15 protein-coding genes are annotated in these 23,138 nt (G+C 44.0%); 4 read left to right on the top strand and 11 right to left on the bottom strand.

The features are described 5' to 3' along the window. Nucleotides 1-73 precede the first annotated feature (73 nt). From AC58QT_RS00520 to AC58QT_RS00475, 10 genes are all read right to left on the bottom strand, one after another. Entirely contained in the window at nt 74-901 is an 828-nt protein-coding gene (locus AC58QT_RS00520; protein ID WP_497407287.1) for a carbohydrate ABC transporter permease, read from the bottom strand. A gap of 4 nt (nt 902-905) precedes the next feature. Beyond that, the gene (locus AC58QT_RS00515; protein WP_497407286.1) at nt 906-1,775 is read right to left on the bottom strand and encodes a carbohydrate ABC transporter permease; all 870 of its coding nucleotides are present in this window, start codon (nt 1,773-1,775) and stop codon (nt 906-908) included. 80 nt (nt 1,776-1,855) lie between these two features. Beyond that, complete coding sequence (locus AC58QT_RS00510; RefSeq protein ID WP_497407285.1) at nt 1,856-3,184, bottom strand: ABC transporter substrate-binding protein; 1,329 nt, start codon at nt 3,182-3,184, stop codon at nt 1,856-1,858. Nucleotides 3,185-3,343: 159 nt separating this feature from the next. Then, nucleotides 3,344-9,142, bottom strand: a complete 5,799-nt coding sequence (locus AC58QT_RS00505; RefSeq protein ID WP_497407284.1) for an S-layer homology domain-containing protein — start codon at nt 9,140-9,142, stop codon at nt 3,344-3,346. A 120-nt stretch (nt 9,143-9,262) separates the two neighbouring features. Beyond that, the gene (locus tag AC58QT_RS00500) at nt 9,263-10,774 is read right to left on the bottom strand and encodes a response regulator transcription factor (RefSeq protein ID WP_497407283.1); all 1,512 of its coding nucleotides are present in this window, start codon (nt 10,772-10,774) and stop codon (nt 9,263-9,265) included. Between the two features lie 125 nt (nt 10,775-10,899). Further along, entirely contained in the window at nt 10,900-13,656 is a 2,757-nt protein-coding gene (locus AC58QT_RS00495; RefSeq protein WP_497407282.1) for a carbohydrate binding domain-containing protein, read from the bottom strand. A 235-nt stretch (nt 13,657-13,891) separates the two neighbouring features. Then, nucleotides 13,892-14,062 (bottom strand): hypothetical protein, encoded by a 171-nt coding sequence (locus tag AC58QT_RS00490; protein WP_497407281.1) that lies wholly within the window; start codon nt 14,060-14,062, stop codon nt 13,892-13,894. A 66-nt stretch (nt 14,063-14,128) separates the two neighbouring features. Next, complete coding sequence (locus AC58QT_RS00485; RefSeq protein WP_497407280.1) at nt 14,129-14,965, bottom strand: helix-turn-helix domain-containing protein; 837 nt, start codon at nt 14,963-14,965, stop codon at nt 14,129-14,131. Nucleotides 14,966-15,030: 65 nt separating this feature from the next. Continuing rightward, nucleotides 15,031-15,765, bottom strand: a complete 735-nt coding sequence (locus AC58QT_RS00480; protein WP_497407279.1) for a phytanoyl-CoA dioxygenase family protein — start codon at nt 15,763-15,765, stop codon at nt 15,031-15,033. A 131-nt stretch (nt 15,766-15,896) separates the two neighbouring features. Continuing rightward, complete coding sequence (locus AC58QT_RS00475) at nt 15,897-16,343, bottom strand: DUF1761 domain-containing protein (RefSeq protein WP_497407278.1); 447 nt, start codon at nt 16,341-16,343, stop codon at nt 15,897-15,899. 337 nt (nt 16,344-16,680) lie between these two features. On the opposite strand from AC58QT_RS00475, the gene AC58QT_RS00470 reads away from it, so the two are divergent. Continuing rightward, on the top strand, nt 16,681-18,501 hold the full coding sequence (locus AC58QT_RS00470) for a CotS family spore coat protein (RefSeq protein ID WP_497407277.1): 1,821 nt from the start codon (nt 16,681-16,683) through the stop codon (nt 18,499-18,501). Between the two features lie 19 nt (nt 18,502-18,520). Further along, nucleotides 18,521-19,663, top strand: coding sequence for a glycosyltransferase family 4 protein (locus AC58QT_RS00465; RefSeq protein WP_497407276.1), 1,143 nt, complete (start codon nt 18,521-18,523; stop codon nt 19,661-19,663). 241 nt (nt 19,664-19,904) lie between these two features. Here the strand turns inward: AC58QT_RS00465 and AC58QT_RS00460 are convergent, their stop codons facing one another. Further along, nucleotides 19,905-20,621 carry a hypothetical protein gene (locus AC58QT_RS00460; protein ID WP_497407275.1) on the bottom strand — a complete coding sequence of 239 codons (717 nt, stop codon included), beginning with the start codon at nt 20,619-20,621 and terminating at the stop codon, nt 19,905-19,907. Nucleotides 20,622-20,851: 230 nt separating this feature from the next. On the opposite strand from AC58QT_RS00460, the gene AC58QT_RS00455 reads away from it, so the two are divergent. After that, the gene (locus tag AC58QT_RS00455; protein ID WP_497407274.1) at nt 20,852-21,838 is read left to right on the top strand and encodes a sugar phosphate nucleotidyltransferase; all 987 of its coding nucleotides are present in this window, start codon (nt 20,852-20,854) and stop codon (nt 21,836-21,838) included. Beyond that, nucleotides 21,835-23,127, top strand: a complete 1,293-nt coding sequence (locus tag AC58QT_RS00450; RefSeq protein ID WP_497407273.1) for a UDP-glucose dehydrogenase family protein — start codon at nt 21,835-21,837, stop codon at nt 23,125-23,127. The genes AC58QT_RS00455 and AC58QT_RS00450 overlap by 4 nt, the downstream gene beginning before the upstream one ends. Nucleotides 23,128-23,138: the final 11 nt, after the last annotated feature.

Genomic DNA, 23,138 nt, shown 5'->3' with positions numbered 1-23,138 from the left:
AAAACCCATGGCTCCTTAGCAAGGGCCTTGGGTTACTATTTCGACTTACATGTTACCGTGTCCTGCAAACGTATTATTTCACAGAACCGTTCGTAATCCCCGAGAAGATATACCGTTGTAAGAATAAATACAGAACGACGGTTGGGAGTAAAATGATCAGAATTGCCGCACATATTAATTGCCACTCCGCGCTATTCGTTCCTGTGAATTTCATCAAAGTCGTGGAAACTACGCCTAATTTTTGCGAAGGCATATACAAATATGGCGTATACATATCGTTGTAAATAGAGATCGTTTTTAAAATAATGACCGTTGAAATTGCCGGTGTTAGCAGCGGAATGATGATTCGATAGAAGATGCCGTACAAGGATAATCCTTCAATCATGGCATTCTCATCAAGTTCATACGGGATATTCCGAATAAACTGAAGAAGAATATAAATTTGAACGACGTCCGCACCAATGTACAGGAGCACAGGGGCGAAATGTGTATTGAATAAACCCAACCATTTGATAATTGAGAAAATCGCTACCTGTGTCGTAATGACAGGAATAATCGCTGCTCCGGTATAAAGTCCAAGAATAAGAAATCGGCCTGGAAATTTGAATCGCCCGAGCACGTAGGCAACCATCGTCCCCATGACGATATTCCCGATCAAGGATAAGCTAATTACAATGCTCGTATTCAAAAATGCTTGCTCTAGATTCCCTCGTTCAAATACGATGCGGAAATTCTCGAAATAAAGAAAGGAGTTCGGCAGTGAAAACGCGCTGGACAAGCCGTATTCCTTACTTCCTTTAAACGCATTGACACACAATATATACAATGGGAAAAAGATAATTAAGCTTGCGAACGACAAAAGCGTATATTTCAATGTCGTTGTCATCGGTCTGGCTTTCATGCTGTCACTCCTCCTTTCCTCCAACAATTCTCCGTTGTGCAGATACTACGACGATGACAACGATCATCAACAGGACACTCATCGCTGAAGCGAGTCCAAAGTTGTTATATTGGAACGCGGTCTCCACTGTTTGCTGAACATACGTTTTGCTTGCGGCCAACGGGCCACCTTTGGTTAGGACGAAAGGAAGGTCAAATACCTCCAAAGCCCCAATCACAGTCAGAAACAGATTAAGCTCGATAATTTTCCTCATACCAGGTAATGTAATGTAGCGAAGTACTTGCCATCTTCGTGCACCGTCTATTTTAGCTGCTTCATAGAGATCTTCAGGCAATGACTGCAGAGCCCCTAAGTAGACTACCATATTAAACCCCATAAACTTCCATGCACTGATCGAAGCCAGAGAAATATTGACTAGACCGGGCTTACCTAACCAAGAAATAGGTTCCATACCAAACAAACTTAAGAAATAATTTAAGGAACCCGTGTTGGTATCAAAAACATAGCCAAACATGAACGCTACAGCGACCCCATTCATAATGTAGGGCAGGAATAACACGGTCCGAAACACGTTACGTCCTTTGAGCTTACTGTTTAACAGAACCGCGAAGAAAAAGGCAACTACATTCTGCAAAATGCCGCCTACGAAGTAAGCAACATTATGGAGGAAAATATAGAAAACCTCCATATTCCCCATGATTTCTTGATAATTACGGAATCCAACCCATGTTTTGACCGGAGTTAACCCATCCCATGACGTAAAACTTAAATAAATGAGCCTCAAGGCCGGATAGTAGGTAAAAGTCAGCAACAGCACGAGTGGCACGATTAGGAAGGATACGATCAATGTGATTTTTTGTTGTTGGTAGCTCATCTCCATACCTCATTGCTTGTTAATTTGAAAAGAAAGGCCGAATGCTTCCCAAGTCCCATTCAGCCCTCCTATGTTTTCGCCTATTTGCCTAGCGCTTTCTTCGCTTCTACCCATTTCTTATTGTATTTATCAAATACTTTGGCCACATCCGTTACTGCAACCTCTTGTGCAATATCGTTCAGATCGATTTGGGCTTTGTTTTGAATCGCCATTGCGTCACTGTTATCCGCTGCGATTTCAACGAAATTCAAATCTTTTGTTGCTAGGAAGTCTGACAATTGTGTCACAGAGGACTTCTTATCCTTTAAAGCTGGAATGAAGCCAGCGAAATCATCATAGCCGGATTCCTCAATGAGCCATTTAACGAAGGCTTTTGCTGTTTTCAGATTTTTGCTATTTTTGCTTACGGCATAGAAATAATCAGGTGTCATTAGTGTAGTCAACTTACCAGAGTTATCGAATGGCATCGGGAAGAAGCCTACGTTCGCGCTTTCTGTGCCATTTTCAATAACTTGCGGGATAACCCAGTTCGGCAGCAGGTACATCGCCATTTTACCAGAGGCTACATCTTTCTTGGACTGCTCCCAGTTAGAGGAGTTGATATCTTTCTCAACGTAGCCCTTGCTGATCATCGTTTTGAGGATGCCTAAGGACTTGGCGAAAGCACCATTCGGGTCAAAAGCATTCTCTTGCTTGATGCGATCATTCCAGAAGTTCGGATTACCAGACATCGCTACTGCTACGTGCTGCCATGTGTAGAGTGGCCATTTGTCCTTGTAGTTAGTTGCAAGCGGAACAATTCCCTTCGCTTTCAACTTCTCAGAGGCCGCATAGAATTCATCCAATGTCTTCGGAAGCGCTGTAATACCAGCGTCAGCGAATGCTTTTTTATTATAAACAATCCCTGTTGTGGAACCGCCCGTTACGAGACCATAGGTACCGCCGTTAGCTGTCTTGTAGTCTTTAAACCGAATTTTATCATTCAGACCAAGATCATCCAGCGGGGCAAAATAATCAGGGAGCTGTGTATTCGGAATGTTCGGAATCATGACAACATCAGGAACTTCCGCCGTAGCTAAGCGTAGTTTGATAGCGGCTTCATAATCCTTCAGCGCTTCAAATTCCACGTCAGCATTCGGGTATTTCTTCTTGAACGCTGCTTTATATTCTTTCAGCTTCGTATCAATTAAGTCTGTACGGTTCGTTGCGAACACGATTTTACCTTTAATATCATCATTCGGATTTGCTGCTTTGGGAGCTTCTGTCGCTGCAGCTGGAGTAGCCGCTGCCGTCGTAGCTTTAGCTTCAGGTGATGGGCTAGCTGTTGTCGTTGTTGATTCAGATCCACATGCTGCGAGTAAAGTGGCAAGTAAACAAATCGATGTTGTGGCTACTAATGTCTTCTTCATCCTATTTCCCCCAATGAACTAGTTTGTGTAGCGCTTACATTTAAATTATAAAACGTCCTTGTCTCGAGTAAAATGGCACGCATTTGTTTTTCCTTGTACTGTATTTCCACTTTTCAGTGGATTAGAGGTAAAATATGGGGGCCGAAGCCCCCATTTCACTCATTTTACAATCTCGAGCTTATGCAGCAAGTTATAAAAGACAATGGCAGATTCCGCACGCGTTGCAACAGCTTGAGGTCGGTAGGATCCGTCTGGATTACCGCTTAACAAGCCTGCGGCTGCTGCTAGACGAATGGATTCCTCTGCCCAAGAGGATATCGTTGCAGCATCTGTGAACGAAAGTGTTGCAGTTGGTTTCACCGTTTGAGACAGCTTCGTTAAGGCCAGCGCTCGGTTAAGCATGACAGCCATCTGCTCTCTTGTGATGGTCGCATTCGGCTTGAAGCTATGGTCTTCGAAGCCATCTACGAGACCTAACTCACTTGCAGCATGGATCACGGAGGCATACCAGTCTTGTGCGGTTACATCACTGAATTTAGCTTGTGCGGCTTTTGACGGTACGATGCCCAAGGCTTTTACTAGCATCGTGGTAAACTCGGCACGTGTGACCGCTCGGTCTGGTGCGAACGTCGTATCCGTCACGCCAGTCAACAGCAGCTTGGATGCTAAGGTTTCAATCGCAGACTGAGCCCAATGTGTAAGCGGAACATCTGAGAAATGAGCTTGATGGGAGACAATTGCGTACACGCTATTGCCATTTCGACGGATGTTTGCTTCTTGAACACCATCCTGTGTTTGGAATGACGCTGGAACAAACATCAGCGTGCCCGTTCCTTCGTCGTAGACAACAACTGTAGCTGTACGCTGATCGACAGTGCCATCCAGGATGATGCTTCGATTGACGAACAAAGAGCCAAAATCATCAATCTCAATTTGTTTGCCTCCATTAGACACCTGAAGGCGGAAAGAAACTGGCGTACCGATAAGGGTTACTCCCTGCTTCTCAGCATCTTTGCGAACTTCCTCAGTTTGCTCTGGGGACACAGGTGTGATGGCAATGTGCAGAGCTCCCTCCGTGTCTGTACCCAAAGCTTTAAGCACTGCTGGATTCAAAAGGATGCGTAAAGGAATTTCATACGAGCCTATATCACTTTTCAAAATGAATACTGTGTTATTTAACGACTCTGGATTTGCTGCGAATGCCTTCGACAAAACTGCACTTGGGATCACGACTTCATCAATGTCCGCAGCGCTGTAAGTGAAGACTAATGGGGTCCCTTTGTCTTTCTTCAATAGAAGCTCCAAGGCCTTCTTCATATCCTCTTCTTGGATGATGGCTTGACGCACATCTTTACCTTCGGAGCTTGTAATTGTTTGGCGTTTGAATGCCTCATTCGTAAATTCCACTTGATCTTCCTTCTCAACTATACTTGGTGCAGGCATAGAACCACCGGATGATGGTTGATCTACTGGGTCAACTGGATCTACAGGATTCGGTTCCTCCCCTGCCTTATAAACCTTAATGGAATCGAAGTACAGTGTACCTTGTGTAGGCGTGCTTTTTGTTTCTTGATTCACATAAATCGAAAACTCTTTTACCGCGTCAAGATCAATAACATCATCACCACTACTCCAAGATGCTTTCGTAAACAGATTAAATGGCAACTTCCATACACCTGAATTATTATTATCTAACATAATATTGGATTCCCATCCAGTACCATCTGACTCTAAGAATTGAATAACCAATCGGTTATTGGAGGCATCCTTCTTCAACCATAGCGATATACCTTCGTACTCGCGCCAATCCAAACTACCTAGTTGTTTGTTTACGCCGGCAAAATTAGACGATTTGAAGTCATAGACATACTTACCTCCAGCTGGACCCCCTTCCTTATAATCACTAACGGGTGTCAACTTGACGTCTCCCCCCCAAGGGTTCGTCGTGTAAGTACCGCCTGAAACGAGTTCACCGCCGCCATAATAATCAAAATCATCAATCGTTGGGACTTGATCAACGGCAATTGAATCGATGTAAATGGTATTCGCTCCGGCTTGCCCTGCTCCTTTATTAACAAAAATGGCATAGGATGCAATTGCTGCACGATTGAGTTTGCCATCACCTTTTGACCATTGTTTATTTCGAGCAAATCCACCAAAAGGAATTTGGACAACACTTCCACTCTTAGAAGTCATCGTCGTTTGCGCTTCCCAAATGTCGCCATCATTTTCGGTCAGTTGGAACGTCAGACCATGCCCTGCTTTATTTGATTGCAGCCAAAAGGAAAGAGCATTACCACCGTTGGATATGTTGAGATCACCGAGTGTGCGCTTGACTCCCGCATAGCCTTTCTCATCTGTCAACGTATAGGCAAGTTTCAGCGCATGTTTCCCCGCTTGCTTCGTTCCATCCTCGAGTGAAGCCGTAATTTCGTCTCCCCACGGATCTTTCACATAATCTTTCAATACCTGTGCATCACTTGAATAGAAGTCAAAGTTATCAATCTCACGTAGTGAAACAGCTTGAATATCATCTACGTACAGCGTACCAGCCCCATTGCCATTCGAACCTTTGTCTACATAAATGGAGAACTCCTTCATGGATGCAAGTTCAAGTATGCCATTCATGGGTACATTCTGATAACCAGCCAAATGAAAAGCGCTTAATGGTATTTGAATAAGGGATCCTACCGTATTTTCTAGAAACAATTTGGCTTCCCAATACTCGCCACTGGCGTCTTTCAATTGAATCGTAACACCGCGCCCGGCCTCCCCTGCTTTCAACCATAGCTGGACACCGTTGTTGGCCGACCAATCCGCTCCTCCGATGGTTTTGGTTACACCCGCGTATCCTTTCGCAGCAGTCAAATCAAAGGCAAGCTTCAGCCCATATGCCCCTGATTGCTTCGTCTCCGCATCGAGAGTTGCCGTTATCGGATCTCCACTCGTATTGCGTTGATATTGAGCTTGCAGCTTCGTATGATCCGAACCATAGTCCTCGTAATTGTCTACAACAGGTGATTTATACAACCGGAAATCATCCAAGTAGATGGAGCGTGGAACATCGGCTACTCCATCGATATTAATACTAAATGTCGTAATAGACGAAAGATCTACCACATTATTCCCTACACCTTGATGCGAGTTTTTCCACCAGTCAGGCACATAAAATTGGTTAAAAGGTAACTGAATGAGCTGCGGTTCACTGCCAGATACCCCAATATCTTTTTTCCAAACCTCACCTTTCGTAGCGCTTCCTTCATTGAACTGAATAGATATGCCAGTGTAGACTTCTGCAGGCTGTACCCAGAAAGAGATACCGCTGCTGCCCGACCAATCCGAATTGGTAATTTGCTTTTCCATGCCCCCCCAGCCTTTATTGAGCGATGAGGTCAAGTTCAAACCGTAATTCCCTTCGGATTTATGAACGTTATCCAAACTTAATTGGAGTGGTGAACCGGATGTATTCACGGCATAAGCAGTTTTGAGCATAGTATCCGAGCCTGTATAGCTTTCAAAGTTTTCAATACTATCACTTTTCACATTCGAAGGCGGCTCTAACTTTTCTGAACCTACACCAATTTGAATACGCCCTACTTGTGGACTCCAATACTCGGAAGCGAAGTTCGCTGGAATAACAGGGAACACGATTTTCAAATATTTCGTTCCAGTTGGCAACGTGTATGCGGTGTATACCATACGGCTCCACCAACCCTCGCCTGGCACTTCATCTACTTGAACTTGGCTAACATTCGTGTAGTGCTCACCATCTGGCGATGTTAAAAAGGTGAAATTGGGAAGTCGGTACTTACTTGGTTCTTGTCTAGCAAAGCTCGTCATGACGAAATAATTCATATCCCCTGCCGTTTTGTACACGAATGATTCTGCCGTATTAGCTGTTCGTACGAGTCGTTTCAAATCGTTGCCAAAATACGCGCCACCAGACTCGAAGCCTAGATTAGGCGAGTGATCTGCCATTTTCAGCATATTATTCATTTCGTCTGCCAGAACGCCATTCGTGATTGCAACGCTAGAAATTGCTTCTTTATAGAGGAGCTCTTCGCCACTTGTGTGATTGTATACGATTTCAATATCGCCTAGCTGAGACTCTCCATCCCCTTGCGGGAAGGTTACTTTAAAATACTTCGCCGACACTGGCAGCGCATTCGTGCTATACACAATTCGACGCCACTCACCACCGCCAACATCCGATTTCTCTACCTGAAACTCCGTGTAATTAGTACCATCCGCAGAAATCCAGAACTTGAATTCAGTATTCGGATGATTCGACTTCCGGAATGCAGTCGTCTTAAATGATAAAGCTCGCAATTCACTCGAATTCGTTGGTGTCGAAGGAAGCGCGTACGCTACGAATTGATCAGCCGCATTCGGTTGCAATTTTAGTCGATAATGATCTCCACCGAATAAAGCTGGATCCAGATCATCTGTCGTAAATTTCAAATCGGTTGAGAATTGATACATTTTGCTATAATCGATGAGTTCATCCTGAATGGCATGTTTGGCAATGACTGGACCTACGACTGGTGAGTACGTGGATTCACCCACGGTATTTCGAGCTTTCGTTCGATAGAAGTAGGTCGCACCTGTCACAGAGGTCATATCGTCAAATAAATCAGTTCTGTAAGCGTCGTAGACTTGAGCGCCGACAATGTCCCAAGGTCCATTCTCGTACACAGACCGCTGAACCGTATAAGATGTTGCCCCTGTTGAGCCTTTCCAACCGATACGAGAAACGGTATCAATCGGAAGCATTTCAGGTGCATTCGGCACTGGTAGCGTTGGCTTCGTTGCAATTCCGCGAATTTCATACGCTTTATCCCGAAGAATATTTAGCACTGACATTTCTTCAAAGCCTTGCTCTCCTGCCGGAAATCCTGGCCACTTGTAGGCTTCATAAAATGTCCCGCCATACGTGCCTTCCGTATGTCGGAAGAAGCCGCCATCCTCACTGTGATACCGTAGACTCCATATCAAAGCACCACTTGTACCCTTTTCAATCACATTGTTCAAGAATTGGGTTAATTCTGATTTTGGAATGAAACCAAATTCTCCTACATAGAATGGTTTTTTCCCTCTGGACAAATTCTTATCGATATTGACTTGATCAGCAAAGCTGGCATAATGGTTTGGATAATAGTGATTACTTACAATATCAATCGGCGAACTTTCTTCTAATGAGGCAGGGTCAATCCCATATTTGCCATCAATGAGCAGGTGATTCGAATCAATACCCTTAATGTGATTCCCCATTTCTGTCGTCCATGCCGAAGTTGGCGGTGTTAATTCATTACCTGTTTCCCAAGCGAGGATGGCAGGATCATCCTTGTACAGTACGTTTGTTATCGTATTTCTACGATTCAATACATACGAGATTGTGTCTTTAAAATCTTGTTTAATCGTCGGATCCGTCCAGAATGCTTCCTTGTTCTTGTTCTTGTCGTTGAACCTCGCATACTCGCCGATTCCACCCCACCACTCATATTGATCAACAAATGGGATGATAAGACGTATCCCATACTCGTTGGCAAGGGCAAGGGCACGGTCTAACGCAACGAAGGCCTCCTCATTGAATTGTCCTGGCCCCATCACATGGCGTATCATGCCTGGGTAATCGGTATCCTTTTTAACCGAAAGAACATACGTTCTCGTTGCAGTCGCTCCCATTTGCTTCAAAGCCTCAAACGCATCTCGCTGCTCCCATTCTGTGGGTACTTGCCAATAGCCATCTTCAACCATCGTCAATGTGGGTACATTCGCCCCTATAAAGCGAAAATCATTGGCGCCATCCATCAATTTATCACCAGATCGGGTAATAAAGTGGTTCAGCACGGAGTTTGTTTCCGCTTTCATTTCTGGCGTGCCTACAAATCCGCTCATGAGCATGGACACCACCAGCATGGCAACTACAAGCTTCGCACACATGCTTTTCAACTGCATAACGTTATCCCCCTCGCATCCTACATGTTGTATCATTTTAATTATAGGAGGGATATTGGGCAGTTGAAATGTACTGGCTTGGCATTTTATTGGACTCTATTGTCCTCCCGTCCATTATGGTTAATTGGGTATTGGTGTAATCTGCGTTTGTTCCCTGTACATGCGAGGCGTGGTTCCTACAACCTTTTTGAATAGACGATTGAAGTAAGCAGCATCGGGATAGCCAACGGCTTGCCCCACTTCATAGGTTTTCATTTCCAACTGGTTAAGGAGCAGCTCCTTGGCTTTCGTAACTCGAAGATCAATCATGTATTCGGTAATCGTCATTCCTGTTTCTTTGCGGAAAAGAAAACTAACATAGTTAGCTGTTAAATACACTTGACTCGCCAATTCTGACAATTCAATCTCACGATTGTAGGTTTGTTCAATGATCTTTTTGACTGTGCTCACCACTTTACGTTCATAGGCGCCGGGCTCCAGTTCCATGTCCCCTAACATCCGATCCATCCTGTCAAAAATATCATGAAAGATATCCTGCAAAACCGTATGCTCGCATAACTGCAGTTCAAGCTCGTTCACATCGGGTTGAGGATGAAGAGACCGATGGGTCGCATCCGAAATACGCATTCGCAGCTGATACAATAAGTAGCCGAGTACACGACACAAATCAGACCAATGAATCTGAATGCGTCTCGCTCTTAGATAAAGCTGGTCTTTTAATTTATTCAGTTCCTGTCGGTCCATCCACTTCGTGGAATTCTGCAATAAAGAATCGATCTGAGATACCATTATGGTAATTTCAGAGCGATGGTAATTAGCTTCTAAATAAGGAATGATACGAAGTTTATCTCCGTTATGCCACTGCAAGCAATAAGCCGAAATCGCTTCCGAGTATCCTCTTGGCCAGTCTTCGAAGCGCGAAATGACGGAGGATACGCCTCGTACATCCGTTTCATCTCCTCCGATATTTTGTGCTAACGCCTGGATATCTCCTACGCCAAATACGATGTACAGATGCAGATTAGGTGTTAGTGTGCATGCCATCATGTCAGGCAGGGATGTGCCCATAAGTGACCTCTGTGAATGGGTTGAGGGTATGGTTTGCTTCGCTTTGCACACGACAAATACACAAGGTATGGCACATCCGCTAAAGGTCGAGAACGATTCCCAGAGCACTTCTAGTTGATCGATCTTCATCTCGCCTGCTAAATAGCTTTTTAACAACAAATCTGTCGTTTGCCCCTTGCGTATTCTCTCTTGCTGTCTTTGAATTATCAGCTTCTGTAGTACTTGGTGAAGCTCCTTCTTATTCACGGGTTTAACTAAATAATCACTGACTCCTGAACGCAGCGCATGACGTACATCATCAAATTGATTGTAACCACTCAAGATAATGATGTTGGTTTCCGGATACATGAGTCGGACATGCTCTGCAAGTTCGAACCCATTCATCCTTGGCATTGAGATATCTGTAAGGATGACATCTACGGCTTGTTTGCTCAGAAATTGAACCGCCTCTAAGCCATTTGCGAACGAACCCATCACGCTAACATGAAGCTCCATATGCTCAATCATGCTTACGATACCCAATCGAATTGCCTTCTCATCTTCAACAACCACGATGCGGATCATGTTCATCCCACCCTTGAGGGCATTCCAGCATACAACTCTGGTCCCCTTCATTCTATCATATAGGCAAAAGCCATCATACGGATTTTCCGTATGACGGCTTCAGTTGTGATCACGATTACTCCTGCTTAATAAGCTTGGATATCATCCACATAAATCGTGGAGCTGCCTGTTCCACCTGAGCCTTGATTCACATATAAGTTAAATTCAGATATGGAACCCAAATCTTTCGTCCCATTGCCTCCCGAGTACCAAGGTGGATGTTGGAAAGCTGTGAACGGGAATTGAATTGTTCCGCTTGTTGTACTAGATAGCGTATACGTGGTTTCCCACGGCTCGCCGTTCGGTTCTTTGAACTGAATGGTTAAGGTACGGTTTGACCCATCTGGCTTCAACCACAACTGAATACCTGTTTTACCTGACCAGTTCTGACTAATGCTATGCACAACGCCTGCAAAATTAGGAGTCCCCATGGTGTACGCTAACTTCAAGCCATAGGAGCCCTGCGATTTATTCGTTCCGTCTAAAGTTGGCGTAATCGCATTTCCATCCGTGTTACGCACATAAGCCGCAAGCACGCTCGGATTAGAACCACCGTAGCCTTCATAGTTATCGATGATAACTGTCGTTGGCGGTGGAGGTGTTGAACCATTGCCTAGGCTAATGGAATCTACATAGATGGTGCCGCTGCCATCTGCACCTGAACCTTTATTGATATAGAGATTGCTTTCTGCGATGGAGCCCAAATCAATGACACCATTGCCTCCACTATACCAACCTGGATGCTGGAAGCTCGTGAATGGAATGGACAACGTCGTTGCCGTCGTACCGGCAAGGGTATAATAGGTTTCCCATAATTCACCATTGGATTCCTTGAACTGGATGGTTAACGTACGATTGGATCCATCTGGTTTCACCCATAGATTGAAGCTTGTGTTACCCGTCCAATTGGCATTGCTGAGCGTGTGTACAGCACCTGCATAACTAGTCGTTGCATTGACGGTGTAGACGATTTTGGCGCCATACGCGCCTGCATCCTTCGTCGTTGCTTCACGGGTCATCGTGAAGGTGTTGCCACTAGCGTTTTTCACATAGGCGGCCTGCAATGCTGCATCGGAGGCATAGCCATCGAAATTATCAACCGTCGATGTTGGCGCTGGAAGTGCCACTGTTGTGAACGCAATGCCCGAGTTGGAGGCATTCGTTGAGCCGGTACTATTCACAGCGGTTACCTTCCAATAGTACGTTTTGTTGTTCGTTAGCACATTGGAAGGCGTGTAGCTTGTGTTCGTAAGCCCGCTCACATTGATAACCGGATTTGAATACGACGTATTATCGGCAACAACAAGTGTATAGGTAGCCGCATTAGTGGCGGTGCCCCATGTAAACGATGGTGTCACATTCACACTTGTTGCTCCGCTGGCTGGAGCAGATTGCGTAAAGCTTCCAGGTGCTTGGAGCTGTGTACCCGATATGGCATACACGGTTGAATAAGCGCCAGCTGTGCCAGATAAGTTGTGTCCTTTGACTCTATACCAGGTTGCTGCACCTGCCGTTGAACCTGTATCGGTCCAAGGTGTTTGATTATCGGTGACGCACTGATTGCATGCGACAGTCCAAGGGCCACTGCTGCCTGCTGTGGAGCGTTCGACGGTATATTTATCAGAAGGCACAGAACCGCGCCAGCTCAGCACATATTTACCACCAGAGGTTGTGGAACCTGTAATGGTAGGTGCACCAGGAATGCCATGTGCAGGAGGCGTTGTGATGCCTCGCATTTTGTAAGCATGATTCCTCATTTGCTGTGCTTGTGTGCGCATGAAAGTGGTATCACCTGGATAGTGGACCGTATAGCCATCTGGATGCTGTACATAGCCATAATTGTCGTTATGGCCAAATAATGCCCAGTACATGTCACCTGCGATTACACTGTCATTCTCGATAGCCGTATGGAAAGCGGCCAAAGTGCCGAATTGCTCGCTTTTCCAATCATACTCGCCGACGAACATGACTTTGCCAGCATTTCTAACTTTATTGGCTTGGGTCTGGAGAACTGGGACGGATAATCCTTTATTCCCCCATGTATAGAAATGATCCGAATACATATCAATACTTGAAATCGTCAAATGGGCATCGGCAATCCCGTAATTCCCATCAGCTACTAAGTGATTAGCGTCCTGCTGTTTCAAGTAATCGGCAATTTGCTGCGTCCAATTCTTCAATTGCGTCGGATTGTCGAACCAGCCTAGCTCGTTTCCTGTCTCCCATGCCAGAATTGTCGGGTCATTCTTGTAGGCAACTCCCGTATAGGTGTTCACCCGATTTAACATGACACTCAGATGTTGTTTGAACGCTGTAATAATATTCGCATCACTGAAAAACTCGTAGCCGGTGTAAATAACGCCATCATCCGGATACCCGTACCATTTGGTCCACGTTTTCTTGCCGCCATGGTAGTAATTATACATATCAATAACTGGTAAAATGAGACGGATGCCTTGATCTCCTGCGGCTTTAATGGCATAATCTACCTTCTGCCAAGCGGCTTCGTTGTAATTGCCGAGTGTTGGCATAATACATTTGGCACAACCAAATGAGTTTACCAAGTGTGACCGCACAACGGTTGCTCCCATTTCTTTGGCCGTTGCGAGTGCATCATCTACTCGGAAGTTTGTTGGGAAATCGATCGTACCATTGGTCGGTACATTCTCATCCAAGCCTAGCCAATAAATATTGGCCGAGCTAAACCGAAACGGCTGTCCATCCAACTGCAGCTGATTGCCTGATCGCGTTACATAGCCCGTCACGGCCGCTTCTGCCGCTGGCGGTGTATACATAATTCCCCACAGCAGCAAGAGTGGCATAATCCATGCTAAGATTTTCATCCTGCTCCTGAAGCTTCTTAAACCTGTGTCCATCACTATCACCCCAGTCACCATATTTTGAAGACACTGTAAGCGCCTACAAAATAAGTATACGCGGTTCAATCCCAGATTGAATTGGACTCAGCATCAAAAACTTGACCTTAAACTGGAATCTATGAATGACAAAAAAACACCAGACCACGTCAGGTGTCTCGCACTGGGTAGCCCCAGTCTCTTCTATGCTTTGCAATCTCGATTAATGCTTCAATCTTCTTCTCGCTTCGAGCTCCTGCTTCAACGCCTGTTCCACCATCTCAGCCATCAAATCGAATTTCTCAGCAACCGTGTACGATAGCATTGCTCCGCAGTGTGAACAACGTTGCATCTGGAGTTCTGTTGGTTTGGAACACGATTTGCAAGTAATCATGAGAAGTTGTCCCCTTTGTATACATAAGATACTTCTATTATACACATTTGGAGAGCCGCTCACACCTTAATGCGAACGGAAGGTTCGCGGAGAACTTCCATACTTCATCTTAAATGCTCGTTCAAAATGCGTTAATGTATTAAACCCTGAAGCGAAACAAATTTCCGTAATCGGAATATCCGAGGCTTGCAGCAGTGATTTGGCAAATTGCAACCGTAACCCTTGCAAGTAGATTTGGAACGAAATCCCTGTCATCTTATGAAAAACAAGGCTGAAATAATTCGGCGCCAATCCAGCTTGCTTGGCAGCATCCTCCAATCGGAGTTCTTCCCGAAAATGATGATGCATATAGACAAGCGCTCGCTGAAGCGTCGAGGACGGAGACGAGGTGACCGGTAACTCTAGCTGTTCTTTCTGATCATGGTAATTGCGAAATAAATACAAAAGGATTCGCTCAAAAGCTCCTTTGATCAAAATAGCATGTCCTGGCTTCTTCATTTGAACCTCATCACGAATTAGTTGAAACTCAGACTCTATAATCTCATGATGTGTTTCGTTCAGATTTACCATATATTCCGCCACTTGCCCAAACATGAACTCTCGTAGTTCTTGGTCCAGCAAATCCTCATCGAACACTAGATTATACAGCTCCATGGGCTCATTCGGATACGAATAGATTTCGTGGAAATCAGCAGGAGTCAACAGAAATAAGCTGCCACTGCGCAGCTCATGCTCTGTTCCATTCACTATATTCATACCTCTGCCTCGAACTACAAAGCAAAGCTCATAGAATTCATGCCAATGAAGTTCATGACGCTCATTGATATATTGAAAGTAAATTTGAAAGGAGGATGCAGGTTGAATAAATTGTTCATTCGTTAGTCTCACCGGTTGCTTCTTCATCCGCTTCCTCCTCATCTCTCATTTTGTATATCATAAGATTTCGCTAATGACAGTAAAAATCCCTTCTACTCTACATTCGCATATTTATTTCCAGCTAGATCTTTGCCGCGAGCGAGCCATACTTTGTGATTGGGATTTTTATCTAGAAAGACTTTGGTGTCTGTTGAGAAATAACGCATGGTATAACCGCAGCGACGGAATTCACTCTTGTTGGGGTCAGCACCGTGAATGATACGTGAATCATGTAGAGAGCATTGACCTCTTTGCAGTTCAAAATGAACAGCTGTGGAGGTATCCATATTTTTAATTTGTGTACTGAAGAGATTCTTGGCGCCATCTACATTCTCATATTCCGAGAACCCATTGTTGTGCGTGCCAGGAATGACTTGCATACAGCCGTTTTCCTTCGTGCTATTATCAATAGCTAACCATACCGTAATAATGTTATCGAAGCTGCTGACACGGCCTTTCCAATAAGCGGAATCTTCGTGCCAAGGCGTTGCTCTGCCAACAAACGGATCCTTGCAAATAAAATGGGATGACCACAGACCAATGTTTGGCCCGATAATGGGCTCTACGAGATCCAACACATCATCGGATAATAAGAAGTTCAACAAGCGATCCTCACGGAAATGCGGCGTGTCTAACTCATCAGACAGTTTGCTGCCTTTTTGCTTCAACTGATCTTCGAATACGTCCGTTAACTCGGCTAATTTCTCAGCGGAGAATAACTGCTTATCATACAGAAAATACCCATTTTTCTTGTAAAATGCGACTTCTTCTTGTGTTAATTTACTCATCGTAATTCCTCCCGAAAGTGTGATCTTATCTACACACTAACTATACCCTGCTGGAGGATTAGAAGGCTTATCGTAAGCTTAGAAGAAGTTAGCTTATCTTCAGATTAGTTGGTGATAACACGTTTATCGTATTACACCCAGTACCAGAAAATAAGCAGGAGCATCGTGAAACGAACAACCTCATAGGAAGTGTCTACGGCTACCACGATCCAGCTTTTAAACTGCCATACTTTTTTGCCAATTGTAAATGGAAGTGTGTAGCCTGCTGCTAGTAACATAGTAAACCAGAACGCATTCGACAATCGCTCTCCATCGTACGCAAATGCTTGCCCACCTGCTTTCCACAGCTCTAAACAGACAGCAAATGCGATTGAGGTGACGAAGGATACCAGAATGTACAGGACAAAAGATTGGATTTTGACAGAAGTACTCACAGTTGAATCTGTTTGATTCATGTTGCCATACATGCGTCGCTGATAAGGTTTCGCCCATATGACTGCCATCCACAGAAAGCCTAACACTAACGATAGTATCCCTGTAACCAAAACTGCCCAATAATTAATCGAACTCAACAACATTGCAATTCCCCTATTCTTGTCCTCTAATTTTACGAAACCATTTGGTTTCGTTTTATATTATATACAACCTTTTGGTTTCACGTCAATGCATGGTTTCAGTCCTTACGTATGCAAAAGTCTATTCGTTTTTCATGAAGTTCCACTCTTGTACATATCAACCTTTCACCTAATGACATATGCATAGAATTAGATAAACCTAATTTGGTTTATGTGAGGTGATTATTTGTTTTGCATGAAGTGCGTTGTCGTGCAACAGAAAGAACAAGCGTAGTACCGCAGCATTTGTAAAGTATTAGAACGTACAATTCACTTTAAAATACGTGATGGAGTGATGGTGGTGGACAATTATCAAGTCGTTCCGTGGATCAATGACGTCTTAGATCCAGGAATCGTAGCAAACATGTATGTTCCTCCTGGCTTAGAAAATCTGGCGCGAGAAGTCCTTGGTCATTATGACCTGCAGCTGCACGATATGCTGTTGATTACCTCTAAACCGGATAAGGGCGGCGCAATTTGGAAAATCGGCACAAGCAAGGGCAACCTGAGTATCAAATGTTTGCATAGACGGCCAAGAAGAAGTCTGTTCAGTGTGGGCGCTCAAGCTTACATGTCCGGATTAGGTTACCGGGTTCCTTCTTTCATTCCTACCAAGGAAGGACATATGTATGTCGAAGCTGGCGGTAAGCTGTGGATCGTTACAGACTGGATCGAACCTCTGGTGCCTGTATCAAAAGTCGACCTGGAAGGCGCTTCTCAGCTGTGCTTCGGTCTCGGCGAGTTCCACAAAAACTCCAAAGGTTATGTTCCTCCAAGCGGATCCGAAAAGTCATCTCGTATCTTCGGTTGGGGCAAATACTACGAGAAAATCATTGCCAAAATCAACTGGTTCCAGGATATTGCGAATGCCTATTCGGATTCTCCCGCAAGCGCAGATTTATTAGCTGTCATTGAGGAATTCAAGCGGCAAGCTAACGAGATGTATCTCCGTTTTCAAAACTCCCCATACAACCAGATGTTAGCCAAAGGTGAACCTCACTGGGGGCTTGCCCATCAAGATTTCGGGTGGTCAAATGGCCAAATGGGACCCGGCGGGATCTGGGTTATCGACTTAGACGGCGTTTCTTACGATCTGCCGATTCGAGATCTACGGAAATTAATTACCAGCACCATGGATGATATGGGTGTGTGGGATATAACCTGGATTCGCGGCATGATTGAAGCTTACCATCAGGCTAATCCAATCGACCAAGAAACGTTCGAAATTTTATGGATCGATATGGCATTCCCTAATGAATTCTATAAGCATGTCAAAGAAATCGTGTTCAATCCTCAAGTATTTCTTGATACAGAGCTCGCACCAATTCTTCAACGAGTGATGACAACAGAAGCCAGCAAATGGCAAGCATTAAGCGAGCTTGAAAAGGATAAAGCCAACTACCCTGCTGGCGAGTACTCATCCGATTACGTCAAACCAATTGTCCAACGTCCGGTTGTTGTTCCAGGCGAGTTGCTGACGCCAATTTACTCCGATATGCCAGATTTAGTTGCTGCCACGCCAATCATGGAACCCATTTATTCCGATATGCCAGATGTGGTTGCCAGCGATCCGGTCATGGAGCCGATTTATTCCGATATGCCTGTTGAGCAAATTCCGATTGAGGATTCATCGATCCAATACCCTATCTATTCAGATGAGCCTACAGGTGATCAACCACTTCAATCTGCTCATGATATTCCTCAGATGCCAGCCGTTATCCCTTTCTTGACAGACCCTGGTCTTGCACCGATTCCATTACCGACGCAAGGACAGAACAGATTTACGCTTCGTGTTCCGAGAAAGAGACGTGCACGGGGAAAAACGAGATTCATCAAGAAAACACGCTATTTATATCGCAGAAAACGCAAGCGGCTTGCAAAATGGAAGTACGCTTCTGGGGCAAAGGTTATCAGAGGCAGCAAAAAATGGCGTCTTAAGAGAAAAGTTAAGCCTCTTCTAAAGCCGAAGAAGAAACTAATGAAACGAAATATTAAAGCTAAGAAGCCTTTAAAACAAGTAATTAGGCCATATCTGAAAAAGGCGATAAAACCGTTAAGAAACCAAAAAGCCGCACCACCGCTTAAAAAACGGCAGATTCAACCCAAAAGACGGACTGCTTGAGAAAGGAAGCTGTTAACTTGTGAACATTCTGATGATTTGTACGGAAAAGCTGCCTGTCCCTAACATTCGAGGAGGAGCTATCCAAACTTATATTGATGGTGTAGCTACACTGCTAAGCAGACACCACAGAATTACCATTTTAGGAAGAACGGACCCTGCTTTGCCAAACGATGAAGTCAGCAATGGTATCCGCTATGTTCGTGTGGAATCCTATGGGTTACTTGACGCATATGCTTCAGGAGTTGTCCAATTTCTACAAAATTCGTCGGAACACTATGATATTATTCAAATCTACAACCGCCCTTTACTTGTTCTACCTGTTAAGAACGTTGCGCCTACTTCCAGGATTATTCTAAGTATGCATAATGATATGTTCAATCCTTATAAGATCGAGCGTACCGAGGCGACTAACGTTATCGAACACACGGAGCGTATTATCACCATTAGTCAATATATTGGAACGGCCATTTGTGACTACTATCCCCAAGCAGCAGGCAAAATAAGACCGATTTATTCAGGCGTTGACTTGAATCGCTTTGCGCCATGGCAAGAGTCCGAACAGGCAAGAAGCGTTCGAGATAGCCTGAGAGCTGAAAACAATCTGACTGATAAGAAAGTCATCCTATTTGTCGGAAGGCTGACCCGTAATAAGGGGCCACACGTCTTAGTGCGTGCGATGTCTGAAATTAAACATTCAGATGCTGTTCTCGTTGTCGTTGGCGGTGCCTGGTTCAGTGATAACTCCATCAGTGACTATATCGCATACGTTAGAGCACTTGCCGTACGCTCGCCTCTTCCTGTCATTACGACAGGCTATGTTCAAGCTCAAGATGTTCACCGCTGGTTCTGCGCAGGAGATGTCTTTGTTTGTACATCGATTTGGCAGGAGCCGTTAGCACGTGTGCATTATGAAGCCATGGCCGCTGGTTTACCTTTCCTCACAACAGCTCGAGGCGGTAATCCGGAAATTGTAAAAAATAACAACGGATTACTCATCGATAATCCTGAAAACCCGAGTGAATATGCACAAAAACTAAACTCGTTATTATCTGATATGAACCATGCGCGTCATATGGGACTTAACGGTCGACGATTGGCCGAACAAAATTATCCTTGGGAACGTGTTGCTCAGGAAATCCTTGCCGTCTGGGAACAAAGATAAGTAGGTTTAGTATCTTTTCAAACAGAGATTTCATATCAAGGCTGTCCAATAAGTAGTTAACTCTACTTGAGGTCAGCCTATTTTTCATCCCTATATAAATGAAAAACCCCTAACTACGAGTAGGTAACCTCTGCAAACACATGCAGAAGTCCTTACAAGAGTTAGAGGTTTTCCGTAACGAATACGAGCAGTAACATTTATTTTATATATAAAATTCAATAGAATATATATCGACTACAACTTATGCTTCATCATCGTTGTCGTTGTCATCATCATTGTCTTCGTCTTCGTCTTCGTCTTCATCATCTTCGTCGTCTTCATCGACAGGAGCAGCAACTATCTCTTCGGCTTCGTTGTCATCATCGCCGTCTTCGTCTTCGTTTTCATCTTCATCTTCATCTTCATCTTCGTCTTCGTCTTCATCTTCATCTTCGTCTTCATCTTCATCTTCGTCTTCGTCTTCATCTTCGTCTTCGTCTTCATCTTCATCTTCATCTTCATCTTCATCTTCGTCTTCGTCTTCGTCTTCGTCTTCATCTTCATCTTCGTCTTCGTCTTCGTCTTCGTCTTCATCTTCGTCTTCGTCTTCATCAGCAGCTGATACTCTTACTTCTTCTTCGTCATCGTCTTCGTCTGAATCTTCATCCTCATCGTCTGATTCTTCATCATCAGATTCTTCTTCGTCTTCTTCATCTTCGTTATCTGATTCTTCGTCGCCTGATTCGTCTTCATCTTCATCATCATCATCATCTTCACCAAACTCCATTTTGGATCCGTCAGCTAATTCCACCTCAGCTTCATCAACAGTATCCCAATCAATGTCTTTCATTAAATCTTTGATTTCCGCCAATTCCACGTCAGCTTTGCCCCCATCAACGTACTCCAAAGAAATTTCTGTGATTTCTGGATGGCTTTTCAAATAGCTGATTAATTTGTCTAGATTTTGCAAAATAACCATTCCTCTCAGCCTAAATTAGAAACTTTATTGTCTCCCCCTGTATACTATGATATTCTGTATCGCCTGCTTAGGCTGTTGATAGAGTAGATTCGCGGATTATGTTTGTCCGATTCACTCAAATTATACTAAAACTCTACATATCAGCGTATTTTCCCTGTTAAAAGCCCTTACCTTTCATAAGTTTCATCATAAATTAATAATGTCTTCATATAGACAGGGAGGTAAAGCTTATGAAAGGATTAATTCTCTGTGCAGGCAAGGGTACTAGACTCCAACCATTTTCAAATATTAAACCTAAAGGCCTGCTTCCTGTGGCGAATAAACCCTTAATTTTTTATGGAATCGAAAAACTAGTTGAATTAGGCATCAACGAGATCGGTATCGTCATCCGGCCCAATCTCTACACCATGTTTATGGAAGAAGTAGGTAATGGAGAAAGGTGGGATGTAAATATCACATATATTTTCCAAGTGAATCCGCTAGGCATCTCTGACGCTGTGAAATTCTCTGAATCTTTCATAGATAATGAGCCCTTCATTCTACTTCTGGGGGATAATTTGATTACACAAGATCTCCATGAATTATGTCATGCCATCACCCAAGACAATCACGATGCTGCTATTCTATTAAGAAAAGTAGCGAATCCCAAAGCTTTTGGAATTGCTGAAGTGAATAAAGATAGAATCATTGGTCTAGAAGAAAAACCTTCAGAGCCCAAGTCAGATCTTGCGGTTCTGGGGAGTTATGCGTTTACATCAAGCATTTTCAAAGCCGTACATGCCATCCAACCCTCGGCCAGAGGCGAATATGAGATCACAGATGCCATTCAGTGGCTCATTCATCAACAATATTCAGTCACCTATCAAATGACGGCAAAGAATTTTTCCGATGTCGGAACGATGGAAGGTTGGCTCGAAGCGAACAGGTGGATGCTACAGCTCATGGATGATGAGGGTTTACTTCCAAGTCCGATTGAACACCATCCGGGGAACACGTTTATCCCGCCAGTATGTATTGATCCTAGTGCGGAATTAATCAACTGTGTTATCGGACCTTATGTTACGATCGGCCCCAATGTTAGACTCGAAAGCTGTACATTAGAGAACAGTATTTTGTTAGAGTACGCCATTTTGAATCCTAACCACTATCCAATGACGAACTCCATTATCAGTCCACAGTCAGTTTTTGTTCAAAAAGATGGAGGGACAGGCAAATGAACATTTTAATTATGGGTATGGGATATGTAGGCGTGACAACGGGTTTGTTATTTGCTGAGCTTGGCTGGCAAGTTACGGGGTTAGATACGGATACGACAAAAATACAGGCTTTATCTGAGGGAAAACTCTCCTTTTATGAACCAGGGCTAGATCTTTTATTAAAAAAACACATTGAATCCGGGAATATTAACTTTATTTCTTCTCCGGAGAAAGGTATTCGTGAAAACGCCATTATTTTTATCTGTGTTGGCACTCCTTCTGATAAAGATGGAAGCGCCGATCTCCAGGCTGTACGAGGGGTTGCCCAAAGTATTGGTGCATTCATGAACGAATATAAAATCATTACTGTGAAAAGCACAGTTCCTATAGACACAAACCGTAAATTGGTGCAATGGGTTCAAGAATCACAAAGCTATCCCCACTCTTTTGATGTTGTTTCAAACCCTGAGTTCCTACGGGAAGGCAGTGCTTTATATGATTCCTTTCATCCCGATCGAATTGTAATTGGAAGTACTTCTGAGCATGCATCAACAGTCATTCAATCCTTATATGATCAAATCAAAGCCCCCATTTTTGTTACGACACCTCGAACTGCGGAAATGATTAAATATGCCTCCAATGCGTTCTTAGCTACGAAAATTTCATATGTCAATGAACTATCAAGACTTTGTGAAGCTTTAGGCGTTAATATCTCCGAAGTCACGACAGGCATGGGGATGGATCAACGGATAGGCCCTCAGTTTTTAAAAGCAGGAATCGGTTATGGCGGATCATGCTTCCCAAAAGACAGCATGGCGCTTTTATATACAGCAAAAGAAAACCAAGTAGATCTAAGTATTCTTGATAAAGTAGTTGCGGTCAACAACTCACAAACTACCCATTTCTTGAACCTGTGGGAGCAGCAGTTGTGCGGATTCAGAGATAAAACCATTGGGATACTCGGAATCTCCTTCAAACCCAATACCGATGATTTAAGAGAAGCTCCTGCACTAGCCATCATTCAACAATTAATCGATAAGCAAGCGAACCTCCGTGTGCATGATCCCATTGCTAAGCTGCCAGAACATCTGCGTTCTGCATCGGTTCAACAGTTTGATGCCATCGAAATCACCTTGCAGCAATGCGATGCCGTCATCTTATGTTCGGAATGGAAAGACTATCGCCAGGCCAATTGGCAGCAATTACGAACGGTTATGAACAAACAAGTGATTTTCGATGGACGAAACATGCTCGACGGCAAAGAAATGACCAAGCTAGGCTATTCCTATTTCGGCATCGGAAATAGATAACTAAGCTGAAA

The organism is Paenibacillus sp. J31R109, assembly GCF_059692055.1.
This window is presented reverse-complemented; position numbering and strand designations above follow the sequence as displayed.